Below are 13963 nucleotides of genomic sequence, written 5' to 3'. Positions count from 1 at the left end.
GATCTTTAGTTGAGCTGGACGCGATTGCGAAGGCTGAACGGTTCGCAGTCACTGCCGGCTTTTTAGTCGCGTGCAACGCACAGCGCGATGCCCATGCCGCCGCCGATGCACAGCGTGGCAAGACCCTTCTTCGCGTCGCGCTTCTGCATCTCGTGCAGCAGAGTCACGAGCACGCGCGCGCCGGACGCACCGATCGGATGGCCGATCGCGATCGCGCCGCCGTTGACGTTGACCTTGGCCGGATCCCAGCCGAGATCCTTGTTCACCGCGCAAGCCTGCGCGGCGAACGCCTCGTTGGCTTCGATCAGGTCGAGGTCGGCGATGTTCCAGCCGGCCTTCTTCAGCGCCGAACGCGACGCCGGGATCGGGCCGGTGCCCATGATCTTCGGGTCGACGCCGGCCTGGCCCCAGGACACGATCCGCGCAAGCGGCGTCTTGCCCTCCTTGGCCGCCTGCTTGGCGGTCATCAGCACCACGGCAGCCGCGCCGTCATTGATGCCCGACGCGTTGCCGGCCGTGACCGTGCCGTCCTTCTCGAACGCCGCACGCAGCTTGGCCATGGCCTCGATCGTCGCGCCATGACGCGGATATTCGTCGGTGTCGACCACGGTGTCACCCTTGCGGCTCTTGACCGTCACGGGTGCGATCTCGTCCTTGAACCTGCCGGCCTTCTGAGCCGCCTCGGCCTTGTTCTGCGATGCAACCGCGAACTCGTCCTGCTGCGCGCGCGTGATCTGATATTGCTTCGCAACGTTCTCGGCGGTGTTGCCCATGTGATAGCCGTTGAAGGCGTCCCACAGGCCGTCCTTGATCATCGTGTCGACCAGATCGAGCGAGCCCATCTTCACGCCGGCGCGCAGATATTGCGCATGCGCCGCCATGCTCATCGACTCCTGGCCGCCGGCGACCACGATGTCGGAGTCACCATTGACGAGCGCCTGGTAGCCGAGCGCAACGGACCGCAGGCCGGAGCCGCACAGTTGGTTGATGCCCCAGGCCGGACTCTCGACTGGAATGCCGGCGGCGATCGAAGCCTGGCGCGCCGGGTTCTGGCCCTGCGCCGCAGTCAGGATCTGGCCCATAATGACCTCCGAGACGCGGCCCGGCTCGACGCCGGCGCGCTCCAGCGCGGCCTTGATGGCCACCGCCCCCAATTCATGAGCCGGGACACTGGCGAAGGCACCGTTGAAACTTCCAACCGCGGTGCGGGCGGCGCTGACGATGACGACATCGTCTGACATGAGCATCTCCTGGGGTTCTTGATCTTGGACGTGAAAGCGAGGGCTTGAGACTCGAGGGTATTTGAAATGAAAATGATTTTTTCAGTTCACGGTCGTGCCGGCCCTCCGCAAGCCCCGGATTGGCGAGTGCGCAACCTTCGTCCTTCATCCTGTTAACGTCGTTGCGACATGTCAATTGGCGGCATCAGCAATTCCTGTTGCAGCGCATTCAAATTGGGATGCTTGGCCGTTTCGTGGGCAAGATTTCTGCTGCGGGATTAACCGTTCCGCACAAAACCGTAGCCGAACTCGCTCGAAAGTGATTACGTTATTGCATTGCGTAGCTCTTCGCCCTGCGGCGACGCCGCCGGGTTCCCTGTTCTCGGTTTGCATGTGTGAGCTCATGGCGAAATCTGACCAACCCACCACAATCAAGAAATACGCGAACCGGCGGCTCTACAATACCGGGACGAGTACCTACGTGACCCTCGAAGATCTTGCCTCGATGGTTAAGAACGGGGAGGATTTCCTGGTCTACGACGCCAAGACCGGCGACGACATCACGCGGTCGGTCCTCGCGCAGATCATCTTCGAGCAGGAGAACAAGGCCGGTCAGAACCTGCTGCCGACCACGTTCCTGCGCCAGCTGATCCGCTTCTACGGCGACAGCATGCAGATGGTGGTGCCAAAGTACCTTGAGCAGTCGATCGATACCCTGACCCGGGAGCAGGAGAAATTCCGCAAGCAGATCGCCGACACCTTCAGCGGGACGCCGTTCGCGCCGCTCGAGGAGCAGGTGCGCCGCAACATGGAACTGTTCCAGCAGACGTTCTCGATGTTCAAGCCGTTCACGCCGCCGGTGCGCGCCGACGAGAAGGCCGCCGAGCCGGCCCCGGCCGCCGACGACAACATCGACGAGCTGCGCCGTCAGATGAAGGAAATGCAGGACCGGCTCGATCGCATGTCGGAGCCGAAGAAGGACGAGCAGCAAGGCTGACGCCGAAGGCCGGCGGCTGATCAACCCGCCGCCGGCAGCTCCACCCTGCCGTTACCGATCCACGGCCGATCGACCGAGGCGAGGCCAATCACCCGGCCCTGAATGTAATCGCAGCCCCAGTCGCGCAGCAGCGCGACCGACGCCTCGTCCTGCACCCATTCCGCGACCGTCTTGATCTGCAGCCGTCGCGCCAGCTCGACCAGCGTCTGCACAAAGGCGCGGTCGTCAGCCGAGCGCACGAGGTTCTGCACGAAGGCGCCGTCGATCTTGACGATGTCGACGCCGAGCTTGCGCAGATTGCGGAATGAGGTGTGCCCGGCGCCGAAATCATCGATGGCGATTCGGCTGCCGAGATCTTTCAGCCGCGTCACGAAGCCGCGGAGATCGTCGACGTCCTGGATCTCGACCGTCTCGGTGATCTCGACGATCAGCCGTTCGGCGACCCCAGGATGGGCGCGCATCATGGACTCGATCGAGGCCCACCAGTCCGGATCCATGGTGGTCTCAGGCGAGATGTTGAGGCTCAGGGTGACGTCGGGCGTGCTCGCGAGCTCCGCCACCACCAGCTCCAGAATGCGGTGATCGACCAGACGGATCAAACCGAGCCGTTCGGCGACTGGGACGACGTCCGGCGCCAGCAAGGCCCGGCCGTCATCCTGGCGCATCCGCACCAGGCATTCATAGAAGGCGGGCGCAAGCGTGTTGGCATTCACCACGGGCTCGAACGCTGTGACGATGCGCCGCTCATTGAGCGCGGTCACGATCTCGTCGGTGACGCGGATGTTGACCTTGCGCTGTGCGTCGCGCTCCACGTTCGGCCGCCAGGTCGAGAACGATCCGATGCGGCGGCGCTTGGCGGCGTCGAGCGTCTCATGGGCGCGGTTGACCGCTTCCTCGACCGAGCGCGCGTGACGGGGAACGCTCACGGCGCCGATCGTCGCGGTGACGGCGACCGGACCTGACTTGGTCGGCACCACCTCGTCGCGCACGGTCGCGAGAAAGCGCTCGGCCGCGGTGGTCATGTCGTCCATCGTGCAGTTCTTCAGGATCAGCCCGAACTTGTTGCCCGAGAACCGCCCGAGCGTGTCGCCACCGCGGAGCCGGCCCCGGATGCGCTGGGCGATCTCCAGCACGACGCCGTCGGCGACGTCGAAGCCGAAGGCGTCGTTGATGCGCGCGAGATGATCGATGCCGACCAGCATGAAGGCGCAGGAGAAGCGGAACCGCTGCGACTCCTCGATCACCTCGGCAAGCGTCGCCAGCAGATGCGTTCGGTTCAGCTCGCCGGTCAGCGGATCGTGCCGTGACAGCTTGAGCAGCTGCTCCTCGCGGGCGTGGCGCTCGTTGTTGATCCGCACAATGCCCTGGGCACGCAAGGGCCGCCCATCGGGGCCGGCGAACCAGCAGCCGGTCTCCTCGACCCAGATCAATGGCGCACCGGCGTGGGTGCGCACGCCATATTCGATCCGGTACGGCGTGCCGGCGGCGCCATGCAGCGGCGCCGCCTGGTGCAGGATCTCGGAGCGGATGCTGCGGTCCGGCTCGATGAGCTTGCTGAATTCGGCGCCGTTGCAGAGTTGCGGCAGCGGAACGTCGGCAAACACCGCCCCGACGTGATCGCTCCAGACGATCACGTCGCTCGCCAGATCCCAGACAAAGGCAGCTTGGCCCAGGGACGCCAGGATCATCGCGGTCTGTGGCAATTCGGATGTCAAGGTCGCCTCGTTTCGGCACAGGCCGGCAGGACCGGCGCTGATTTGGGAACGGCCAGCGCGCATCCGCGCGAGCGGCGGCGGCCGAGTTCGCGAATCAGACTACGCATCTCTGGTTAACGGAGAGCATGCCGAGGCGACGAGCGCGTGTCGGAGACGCGTCAACCATGTTTGGAACATGCAGCGCTCCAGAGCGCTTGGAACGGCATTGCTCTTGCGAGATCGAGGAGCGAAAGGCTCCGGCGTCCCAGAACGTGACAATCGCGCCGGCGGTGGTTGGACAATGTTAACGATTGATCAGGACGGCGATCGCCTGGATGGGTCGGAGGAGACCTCCCGCTCCGTGACGCTGCTGCCGAGCGATGCGAGCCATGACCTTCGCGCGCGGATCGTTCGCGCAGCACGCCCCGACGCCGGCTTCGTGACCCATCTGATCGCGACCGCCGAGCAGCTGCCGCAAACCCGCACGCTCAGGCGCGCGGCGGTTGCCGACGTCCACAGTGCCTATGCGGCGAGGCTTCAGCCGGTCACGCGTGCCGGCGGCCGGACCCGAGAAATGATCTGAGCGGCGCGCTCCTGCGCCTCAGGGCTTCGGCGCGTCGGGTTTGGGCGGCTCTGGAGCGCCCGGAGAGGCGGTCTCGGTCTCCTTTGCCTCCGCGACCCAGCCGGTCGTCGGAGCGGGAGCCGGCCGGGGGACCGAGCGGTCGAGCAGCACGGACTCGGCGACCGAAGCAGCAGCCGGCACGGCATCGATCGGCTCTTCAACGACGGGCGCGGCAGCATCCGCCTTCTGAACCTCCGCCTGCTCAACCTCCGCCTTGGCCGGTTCTTTGACCGATTCTCTGGCCGGCTCCTCGATCGGCTGAGGTTCCGGATCAGGCACGGTCGCTTCGGCCGGCGCGGGCATGGAAGCGGGAGCTGCGACGACTGAGCGGGCGGCGCGCTTGGTGCGCAGCGAGACTCCGCCGAAGAAATCGACCATCGCCAGCAGGGTCAGCAGCAGGAAAGTCGAATTCCCGAACTTCTGCCACATCGCGAATTCCGCCGCGGCGCCGCCGAAGACCAGCAGGGACAGCAGATGATCGGTCAGATATTTCCCGTTTGGCTTCGCCGCCTTGATGATTTCGAGCAGCAGCAGCAGCACGCCCAGGGCCAGCAGCATGTCGCCGAGCGAGATCGTCCAGACCTCGCCGGACGGAAGCTGAAGGCGCAGCAGCGTCTCGCTGAACGCGACCCCCGGCATCAGGAAGACGATCATGTTGTAGATCGCCAGCGGGATCAGCAGCAGCGGGAAACCGACCATGGACATCGGTTGAAGCCTTGGATGGCGCGGGCGGCGGCCCGGCGCAAAATCAATCGGTGCGAAGATGATGACAGCGAGACGGGATCACGCGGCACAGATACGCAACGGTCCCGGCGAATCACGTCGCACGGGACCGCTTTCAACCCCATCGATGGCCGAATTCGGGCAGCTTGGAAAGCGGCCCGCGCGGACAATCAGGCGTCTTTCTTCTTCAGGACCTGGCGGCCCTTGTACATGCCGGTCTTCAGGTCCAGGTGGTGCGGACGACGCAGCTCGCCGGAATCCTTGTCCTCGACATAGGTCGGCTTCTTGATGGCGTCAGCCGAGCGGCGCATGCCGCGGCGCGACGGCGAAGTTTTTCTTCTGGGGACGGCCATATCGGTATCCTCTAGGGTATTTTTGCAAGGCATCGTCCGCAAAGGACGGCTGCAGCCATGAAGCTGGCGAGCCCGGATGCCGATCAAGGCCGCGCTTATAGAGGAAGGGGTGCGGCATGGCTAGGGCTCTCCGAGGCATTTTTGGCCAAAATTGCGCCCGCTCGGACCTCACCGCCGCTCCCCCCAGCAGGCCTGCAGGCTGGAGGCCTGGGCCCGCACCATGTAGGTCGCCGACAGCCGCCGCACACCCGGCCCCGGGGCCCGGGCGCTGCGCCGGACGGGGTTCGGCAGGATCGAGGCCATCAGCGCCGCCTCGCGCGGCCCTAAGCCAGCTGCCGAGCGGTTGAACGCGTAATTGGCGCCCGCCTCCACCCCGAATTGGCCGCTGGGACCGAGCTCGGCGATGTTGAGGTAGATTTCGAGGATGCGCCGCTTGCCGAGGACGAGGTCGATCCACAGCGCCAGCGGCAGTTCCAGCGCCTTGCGAACATAGCTGCGGCCCTGCCACAGGAACAGGTTCTTGGCGACCTGCTGGGTGATGGTCGAGCCGCCCCGCGAGACCTCGCCGTCCTCGGCATCGTCCATGACCTCGCGCAGCGCGCCCCAGTCGATGCCGTGATGGCTGCAGAATTTGGCATCCTCCGCGGCCACCACCGAGCGGGGCAAATACGGCGACATCGCCGAAAGGTCGATCCAGTGCCGCGTCACCGGCTGCCCCGTCACCGACCGCCACAGCATCAGGGTCGAGACGGGGTGACCCACGGCATAGAACGGCGTCAGCGCATAGGGCACGAGCAGCACCAGCACGGCGATCACGAGGATGGTTCTGACGGTACGCAAGGGCAGGCGCCGCTCGGTTGGGACCACCGCGGGGGCGGACAATTGGCCGGGATTATCCGACATCTCGATGTGGTTTCCTGCTTTTTTCCGCCGTCGCGGCCGAAAGCCGCCACCGCTCCGGCAATTGACGAAGTCGCCGCCATCAACGATTGTCCGGCGAATTTTGCCCCTGGAGCTCTTGTTAAATGACTGCGACGGCCCTCACCGACTTCACCCAACGCCTGGACAAGACCGCGGAAGAGACCGAAGCCCTGCTCGGCGAGCTCCTCGGCGATGCGCCGCTGGCGGACGAGATCATCAGGCCGAAGCGGCTGATCGAGTCGATGCGCTATTCGAGCCTGAACGGCGGCAAGCGGCTGCGCCCGTTCCTGGTGGTCGAGAGCGCCGCCGTGTTCGGCGTCCCGCGCAAGGGCGCGCTGCTGACCGGCGCGGCGCTCGAATGCATCCACTGCTACTCGCTCATCCACGACGATCTGCCGGCGATGGACAATTCCGACCTGCGGCGCGGGCGTCCGACCCTGCACAAGGTCTATGACGACGCCACCGCGATCCTGGCCGGCGACGCGCTGCTGACCATCGCCTTCGACATCATCACCCGCGACGAGATCCATCCCGATGCCGGCGTCCGCCTCGCTTTGACCCGGGCGCTGGCCCGCTGCGCCGGTGTCGGCGGCATGGCCGGCGGCCAGATCCTCGACCTCGCCGGCGAGGGCCGGTTCGGCGACAGTGGCCCGGTTGACGTCGCCCGCGTCCAGCAGATGAAGACCGGCGCCCTGCTCCGCTTCGGCTGCATCGCCGGCGCCCTGCTCGGCCAGGCCTCGGCGGCCGAGTACCAGGCGCTCGACGACTACGGTCGCGCGCTCGGCGAAGCCTTCCAGATCGCCGACGACCTGCTCGACGTCGAGGGCGATGCCGCCACCCTCGGCAAGCCGGCCGGTGCCGACGCCGAGCTCGGCAAGACCACCTTCGTCACCCAGCTCGGCGTCGAGGGCGCCAGGCAGCGCGTCCGCGATCTGCTCGCCCGCGGCGATGCCGCGCTATCGGTCTTCGGCGCCAAGGGCGACGTGCTGCGGGCCGCCGCGCACTTCGTCGCCGAACGCAAGAGCTGAGGCGAGGCATTGGGCGGAGTCCATCCCGACGATCCGGACCTCGCTCGCTTCACGCGGCTGCCGGCTGCGCTGCGCGTCATCTATGCGCGGCCGCGCACCTTCATATCGCTGGGCCTCGCGATCGTTGCGTTCTTCCTGCTGCCGCCGGCGCTCCGCCTGATCACGCGACTCCTGATCAGCTGGGACATCTTCACCGCGCTCTACCTCGTACTGGTCGCGGCGATGATGCTGCGCAGCGAGCATCATCACATCCGCCGCAAGGCGATCATGCAGGACGACGGCCGTTTCGTGATCCTGCTGGTCACGGCGCTCGGCGCCTTCGCCAGCATCGCCGCGATCGTGCTCGAGCTCGGCGCTTCCAAGCGCGACGCTCCGGCGCTGACGCTGGCGCTGCTCACCGTCTCGCTGTCCTGGGCCGCGGTGCATGCGACCTTCGCCCTGCACTACGCCCATGACTACTACCGCGGCGCCAAGCCTGGGGGCCTGCAATTCCCGAGCGGCGACACGGACGAGCACGCCGACTACTGGGACTTCGTCTATTTCTCCTTCATCATCGGCATGACCGCCCAGGTCTCCGACGTCGGCATCACCGACAAGATCATCCGCCGCACCGCGACCGTGCACGGCATCATCTCGTTCGTCTACAACACCGCGCTGGTCGCCCTGATGGTCAACATCGCCGCCAGCGTAATCTCGTCCTGATCAGTTGCACACCTCGACGCTGGCATTATTGGCGGGGCCGCCGCCGCCGCGATATTCCAGCCGGCAGCCGGGCCTGACGGCGCGGCACAGATAGGCGTCGCAATAGATCTGCCCGCCCGACTTCGGCGGCCGGGCGGCTTGCGTCTGCGGCCTGGTGTAGCCCGGGGCCGTCCCGACGCCGAGACCGCCACCACCTCCGATCCCAACCCCGACGCCCGCACCGGGAGCCGGCATCGGCAGGCCGGCCTCCGGCGCCGCACGGGCGCGGCGGCGCGACGGCACATCTTCGTCGCTGCCATCGCGCTTGGCGACCGGCTTCCTGTCGCGCCGCTTCTCGCATTCATTGTCGTCGTTGACGAACGAACCCTCGGCGCAAACGATGCGAGTGCAGCGGTCGCCGTCCGGCTTGGTGCCATGCTGGCAGACCAGCGGGCAGACGCGCGCCTGCTTGAGCTTGATCGCCTGGAGCGCATCGGCCGAGGCGGCCTGGGTATCGAGCTTGGTGCCGGCATAGCGGTTGAACTGCGACAGCGAGCGGCGCGAGGCCGAGCCCCAATCGCCATCGGCATCCTCGGTGAGGCAGCCGACGCGGCGCAGCTCGAGCTGCACCGACTTGGCGAGATCGGCGGGCTGCGCGGCCGGGGTGAGCGAGGCCACCTGGCCCTGCTGCGGTGCTGCGGGCGTGGGCGCGCCGGGCGAGGTCGCCGCGCGCGGATTGTCGACCGCAGCGAGCTGCTGCTCACCGCGCTTCTTCTCGGCTTCGGCCGCCTGCTGCTGCGCCACCTGATTAGCCTTCTCAGCGACAATCCGAGCCTGCTCCGCCGCCCTGGCCTCGGCCTCCGCCTTGGCGAGCGTCTCCTTGCGCGCGCCCTCGGCGGCGAGCCGCGCCCGCTCGGCCTCGGTGGCGCGGGCCTTTTCGGAAGCGGCGGCGCGATTCTCCTCGGCGGCGAGCTTGTCGAGCTGCAACTTGGCAAGGCTGGCGTAGAATCCGTCGGGATATTGCGCCAGGAAGGCGTTCAGCGCGCCCTTGTTGCCGACCTGCATCGCGAGCTCGTAATCGCGCCGGATGTCGGCCTGCGGGCTCGGCGGCGGCGTCACCGGCATCTGTGTCACGACGCGCGGCACGCCGGGAACCAACGGCACGTCCTCGCCGCCGAGCGAGCCGTACACGAACGGCTCCTGGCGGTTGGCGGTCGCTTTCAGCACCTCGTCGCGGACGAAGCCGAACGCCTTGCGGACGTCGAGGCCGGGGGTCGCGATGTGCCGCGACAGCGCCAGGGTGAACGGCGAGTTCTTGCCGTCGCCGTCCTGCGCGGTCGAGCCGGCCTTGGCGGAATAGGCGATCAGCGTATTCGGGCTGGTCGGCTCGACCTTGGCGAGGCCGCGGCCGAGGCTGCGGGTCGCCACCGTCCGCTGCATGTTGCGCGTGAACGGGTTGTCGCGGCAGGCGTCGAGAATGACCAGGCGCAGCTTCTTCGCCGGCTCGACGGCGACCAGAATACGGTCGAGCGACAGCGTCTCGTCATAGACGTCGGTGTCACGCTCGAGCCGGGCGTCGATCGGGATCAGATAGTTCGCCCCTTCGACCTCCATGCCGTGGCCGGCGTAGTAGACCACCGCAATATCGGCATCGCGGGCGGCGTCGGCGAAATCGCGCAAGGCCCGCCTGGTCTCCCGCGCGGTCAGATCGCGCCGGTAATCGACGACATCGAAGCCCGCGCTCTTGAAGGTCGCCGTCATCACCGCGCCGTCATTGGCGGGGTTCGTCAGTTGCGGCACGTTCTGATAGGCGGAATTGCCGATGACGAGCGCCACCCGCTTGTCGGCGAGCGCGGGGTGGCCGACCAGCAGCAGCGCTGCCGCCAGGATGTAACCGCCCAATCGAAGTGACCAAGACATCGTACCTACCCCCTACCGCTGGGAGACCTGCTGGGACCTGCCTATCAGAGTGCAGCCCATTGGGCTTGTGACCGGGATCACGCAGATTTATTCCCGATCGACCTGGCCTCGGCCATTATAGTCTGTCGCTGGCGCAATGACGCCAGTTCATGCCTTGCCAAGCGCCGTTTTGCATCGAAAATGCGATCCTTGTTTGTCCAGGTTCCCAGGGAGTTGGCCGTGAGCACAGACCGTTCCACCGTCGAGGCCGTCGTTCAGGGCTATTTCGATGCGCTCTACGAGGGCGACGCCGACAAGCTCGGTGCCGTGTTCCACCCCACCGCTGACCTGCGCTGGGTCGAGAATGGCGAGCTCAAGATCCTGACCGTGCCGGACTGGCTGGCCTGGGTGCGCAAGCGCCCATCGGCCAAGGCTGAGGGCAAGCCGCGCGAGGACTTCATCGTCACCATCGATCGTTCGGACGACAAGACGGCCTTCATCAAGGTGCGCTGCCAGCTGCCGCCGCGCTTTTTCACCGATTATCTCGTGGCGATGAAACTGAAGGACGGCTGGCAGATCGTGTCGAAGTCCTACCGCTACGACCTCCGGGATTGACGCCGGCGCGACGACGCCAAGCCCCCAGCCATGGAAGCTCACTTTCAGATATTCCTGATCCTGCTGGCCGTGTTGGCGGGAACCGCACTTCTTGCACGGCGGGCCAACCTGGCGCCGGCGATCCTCCTGATGCTCGCCGGCATCGCGCTCGCCTTCGTGCCGACGATGCCGGCGTTCGCGCTGCCGCCCGAGCTCGTGCTGCTGGTGGTGCTGCCACCGCTGATCTACTCGTCGAGCGTCGCGATGAGCTGGCGCGAGTTCAAGCGCAATCTGCGGCCGATCGTGCTGCTCGCGGTCGGCTGCGTGATCTTCACCGCCTCCATGGTGGCCACCGCGACCCACTATCTTCTCGGCCTGCCCTGGAGCCTCGGCTTCCTGCTCGGCGCCATCGTTGCGCCGCCAGACGTGGTGGCGCCGCTCGCCATCGCCCGCCGGCTGCACCTGCCGCGCCGGGTCATGGTCATTCTCGAAGGCGAGGGCCTCGCCAATGACGCGACCGCGCTGATCCTCTATCGCTTCGCGGTGGCCGCCATCACCACCGGCGCCTTCTCCTTTCCGGTCGCGGCCGGCGAGTTCGGCCTGATCGTGGTCGGCGAGATCGCGTTCGGCATCGGCGTCGGCTGGCTGATGCTGCGCGCCCGTCACTATGCCCGCGACCCGCAGGTCGAGATCACCCTGTCGGTGCTGACGCCGTATCTGGCGTTCTGGATCCCCGAGCATGTCGGCGGCTCCGGCGTGATCGCGACGGTGGCCTGCGGCCTCTACATGAGCTGGAACGGACCGCTGTGGATCTCCTCGGCGACCCGCCTGCAGGGCATCTTCTTCTGGGACCTGATGATCTACCTCATCGAGGGCATGCTGTTCCTGCTGACCGGCTTCCAGATGCGGCTGATCTACGAGAAGTCGAAGGTCTTTCCGCTCGACGACATCATGATCGCGACCGCGCTGGTGCTCGCCATCGTCGTGATCGCGCGCTTCGCCTGGACCTTCCCGGCGACCATCCTGCCGCGCCTCCTGAGCAGTTCGCTGCGCGCGCGCGATCCGCTGCCACCGTGGCGGCAGACCTTCATCATCGGCTTCACCGGCGTGCGCGGCACGGTCTCGCTCGCCACCGCGCTGGCGCTTCCGCTGACGCTGTCGACCGGCGATGCGTTTCCCTATCGCGACCAGATCCTGTTCATCGCCTTCGGCGTGATCTTCTTCACCCTCATCGGCCTCGGCCTGACCCTGCCGGCCGTCGTGCAGTGGCTCGGGGTCGGCAACCAGGGTCGCGCCGAGCATCAGCGCGAGCATGAGCAGGAGATCGCGGCCCGGCGCGAGGCGCTCGACGGCGCCTTGCGGTCGCTGGAGACGATGACCAGCGATCGCAAGCTGTCGGACGAGGTGGTGCGGCTGCTGCGGGCGCGCCACGAGGTCCGGACCAACCAGCTCCCGGAAGGTCTGAAGCCCGAGAACAACGACGCATCCGCGCTCGGCATCGAGCTGACCCGCGAGCTGATCACGGCAGAACGCAAATTCATCCACGTGATGCTGCGCGACGGCAAGATCACCGACGAGACCCGCCGCCGCATCGAGCGCGATCTCGATCTGGAGGAAGCGAGCCTCGCCAACCGGTCGTATGGCGAGCTGCCGTTGTAGGAGCTGAGCGTTGGTCACGCAGTTGTCGGACGCGATGGTGCGGCACATGCCGTTATTTCCCGAGCGGTTTCCCAAACCACCACTGTCATCCCGGCGAACGCCGGGATCCATAATCACCGCGCTTCGTGGGTGGCACATCTCGCAGGGCCAGCGTGCCGCAAACCAGCTTCCGGGAGTGTGGATCCCAGGTCGGCGCCGCACCAACGCATGCGCGTTGGCCCGCTTGCCCGGGACGACAGCGGAGGTTGTCGAACATGGCGCCTCATCCTCGCGCCCGCTTTTCGCGTCCGAGCGTTGATCGGTTTCGCCCTCTCTCGTCGGAGGGCGCAGGGAAGGCCGGGCCCCGACTGAGGCCCGTGGCCCGCCTGCGAAAAGAATGCAGGCGGCAGGTACCACAGGTTCAGCCGGACAAGACCCGGCCTTCCCTGCGCGATGGTTTTAACGGCTGCTTCGCATTCTCCCCGGGGACCGGGCTTGTTTGCCCCCGTCACCAGCGGATCATCACCGCCAGCTTGGCATCAGCATCGGGATGTCAGGACCATGCGACTTGACCGTCCGCGCCATGACGTTCGTCCGCAAGCACTGAAGCTCACTGCGCCACGTCGCGTCCACCGCATCCCGCCTCCACGTTCGTGACGACCGCGAAGCGCCCCTCGTGAGTGAGGCGGGACGGGCGGAAGCATCGATCTGATTTGCCCGACGGCACAAGGCCCGGAGGTGCGACATGGTAACGCGGCGGGCACATCAGCGCTGGCTGCGCCTGCAGCGGCGCAGAAGGAAGCACGCGCTCTCCACGCGTCATTCCGGAGCGCGCGGAGCGCGAGCCCGGAATCCATAGCCACAAGCGGTTACGAGGAGGCGGGATGCCTGTGGCGCCCATCTTCGACCAACGACCGCTTGTGGCTATGGATTCCGGGCTCATTCGCGCTGCTTCAAAATGGCTTCGCCATTTTGCGCGCGAATGCCCCGGAATGACGGCGCGGAGAGAGCCGGGCATAATTTCATCGATGTCAGGTGCTGCACGCGAATGACACGTGCGCAACGCACATCCTCACCGCTCGATCATCCAGCGCGTCACGGCCTGATGGTAGTTCATCGGACCAGGCACGGTCTTGTAGGTCTTCAAGTAACGGAAGCCGGCCTTCTGCAGCGCACGGTTGGGGGCGGTGTTGTAGGCGTGCGGCTCGCAGAACAGCTGCTTGAGCCGCAACCTCTCGAAATAGAAATCGATGCTGCGGCGGACGCATGCAGTGCCGAGGCCGCGGCCGCGCAGCTCCGGTTCGGTGACGTGCAGGTGCATGTGGGCGCGGTTGCCGTAGACGATGCGGTCGCAGCTGGAAAAGCCGATGGCGCGGCCGTCGAGCCGCCAGATCACCAGCAGCGCCGCGCGCTCAGCCAACGGCGTCTCGTACAGTGTCTGGAAGAGTCCGGCCCACACCGGCCTGGTCGGCATCCGCGTCGGGTCGATGCCCATCAGGTCGAGTTGCTCGATGCTCGACGAATAGAAGTAGTCGATGACCAGCGAGGTCTCGGCAAGTTCCATTTCGCGGATATCGAGAGTCATCGAGGCGT

The 13963-nt window shown here is 66.4% G+C and carries 13 protein-coding genes; 6 read left to right on the top strand and 7 right to left on the bottom strand.

What is annotated here, in order from left to right:
* Positions 1-62: 62 nt before the first annotated feature.
* Positions 63-1241 (bottom strand): acetyl-CoA C-acetyltransferase, encoded by a 1179-nt coding sequence (locus ACQR0U_RS02630; RefSeq protein ID WP_315715177.1) that lies wholly within the window; start codon positions 1239-1241, stop codon positions 63-65.
* A 382-nt stretch (positions 1242-1623) separates the two neighbouring features.
* On the opposite strand from ACQR0U_RS02630, the gene phaR reads away from it, so the two are divergent.
* Positions 1624-2217 (top strand): polyhydroxyalkanoate synthesis repressor PhaR, encoded by a 594-nt coding sequence (gene phaR / locus ACQR0U_RS02625; RefSeq protein WP_315715176.1) that lies wholly within the window; start codon positions 1624-1626, stop codon positions 2215-2217.
* Between the two features lie 20 nt (positions 2218-2237).
* Here the strand turns inward: phaR and ACQR0U_RS02620 are convergent, their stop codons facing one another.
* Complete coding sequence (locus ACQR0U_RS02620) at positions 2238-3905, bottom strand: EAL domain-containing protein (protein WP_315715423.1); 1668 nt, start codon at positions 3903-3905, stop codon at positions 2238-2240.
* 367 nt (positions 3906-4272) lie between these two features.
* Here ACQR0U_RS02620 and ACQR0U_RS02615 point away from each other — a divergent pair, with 367 nt between their 5' ends.
* On the top strand, positions 4273-4494 hold the full coding sequence (locus ACQR0U_RS02615; RefSeq protein WP_315715175.1) for a hypothetical protein: 222 nt from the start codon (positions 4273-4275) through the stop codon (positions 4492-4494).
* A gap of 18 nt (positions 4495-4512) precedes the next feature.
* Here the strand turns inward: ACQR0U_RS02615 and ACQR0U_RS02610 are convergent, their stop codons facing one another.
* The 3 genes from ACQR0U_RS02610 to ACQR0U_RS02600 all read right to left on the bottom strand — a co-directional run bounded on the left by ACQR0U_RS02610 (position 4513) and on the right by ACQR0U_RS02600 (position 6449).
* Positions 4513-5238, bottom strand: coding sequence for a hypothetical protein (locus ACQR0U_RS02610; protein ID WP_315715174.1), 726 nt, complete (start codon positions 5236-5238; stop codon positions 4513-4515).
* Between the two features lie 188 nt (positions 5239-5426).
* Positions 5427-5609, bottom strand: a complete 183-nt coding sequence (rpmF, locus tag ACQR0U_RS02605) for a 50S ribosomal protein L32 (RefSeq protein WP_006610266.1) — start codon at positions 5607-5609, stop codon at positions 5427-5429.
* A gap of 168 nt (positions 5610-5777) precedes the next feature.
* Complete coding sequence (locus ACQR0U_RS02600; protein WP_315751924.1) at positions 5778-6449, bottom strand: transglycosylase domain-containing protein; 672 nt, start codon at positions 6447-6449, stop codon at positions 5778-5780.
* 185 nt (positions 6450-6634) lie between these two features.
* Between ACQR0U_RS02600 and ACQR0U_RS02595 the strand changes: the two genes are divergently transcribed.
* Positions 6635-7558 (top strand): polyprenyl synthetase family protein, encoded by a 924-nt coding sequence (locus ACQR0U_RS02595; RefSeq protein ID WP_315751923.1) that lies wholly within the window; start codon positions 6635-6637, stop codon positions 7556-7558.
* A 9-nt stretch (positions 7559-7567) separates the two neighbouring features.
* Positions 7568-8260 carry a DUF1345 domain-containing protein gene (locus tag ACQR0U_RS02590; RefSeq protein WP_434842566.1) on the top strand — a complete coding sequence of 231 codons (693 nt, stop codon included), beginning with the start codon at positions 7568-7570 and terminating at the stop codon, positions 8258-8260.
* On the opposite strand, the gene ACQR0U_RS02585 is transcribed toward ACQR0U_RS02590, so the two are convergent.
* The gene (locus ACQR0U_RS02585; protein WP_434842565.1) at positions 8261-10159 is read right to left on the bottom strand and encodes a caspase family protein; all 1899 of its coding nucleotides are present in this window, start codon (positions 10157-10159) and stop codon (positions 8261-8263) included.
* A 219-nt stretch (positions 10160-10378) separates the two neighbouring features.
* Between ACQR0U_RS02585 and ACQR0U_RS02580 the strand changes: the two genes are divergently transcribed.
* Together ACQR0U_RS02580 and ACQR0U_RS02575 are read left to right on the top strand one after the other, a co-directional pair.
* Positions 10379-10753, top strand: coding sequence for a nuclear transport factor 2 family protein (locus tag ACQR0U_RS02580; protein WP_315825547.1), 375 nt, complete (start codon positions 10379-10381; stop codon positions 10751-10753).
* Between the two features lie 30 nt (positions 10754-10783).
* On the top strand, positions 10784-12391 hold the full coding sequence (locus tag ACQR0U_RS02575) for a Na+/H+ antiporter (protein WP_434842564.1): 1608 nt from the start codon (positions 10784-10786) through the stop codon (positions 12389-12391).
* Between the two features lie 1051 nt (positions 12392-13442).
* Here the strand turns inward: ACQR0U_RS02575 and ACQR0U_RS02570 are convergent.
* Positions 13443-13955, bottom strand: coding sequence for a GNAT family N-acetyltransferase (locus ACQR0U_RS02570; protein WP_315715168.1), 513 nt, complete (start codon positions 13953-13955; stop codon positions 13443-13445).
* Positions 13956-13963 lie beyond the last annotated feature (8 nt).

The organism is Bradyrhizobium sp. HKCCYLRH3097 (genome assembly GCF_051167875.1).
In the GTDB taxonomy this organism is placed as follows: domain Bacteria; phylum Pseudomonadota; class Alphaproteobacteria; order Rhizobiales; family Xanthobacteraceae; genus Bradyrhizobium.
This window is presented reverse-complemented; position numbering and strand designations above follow the sequence as displayed.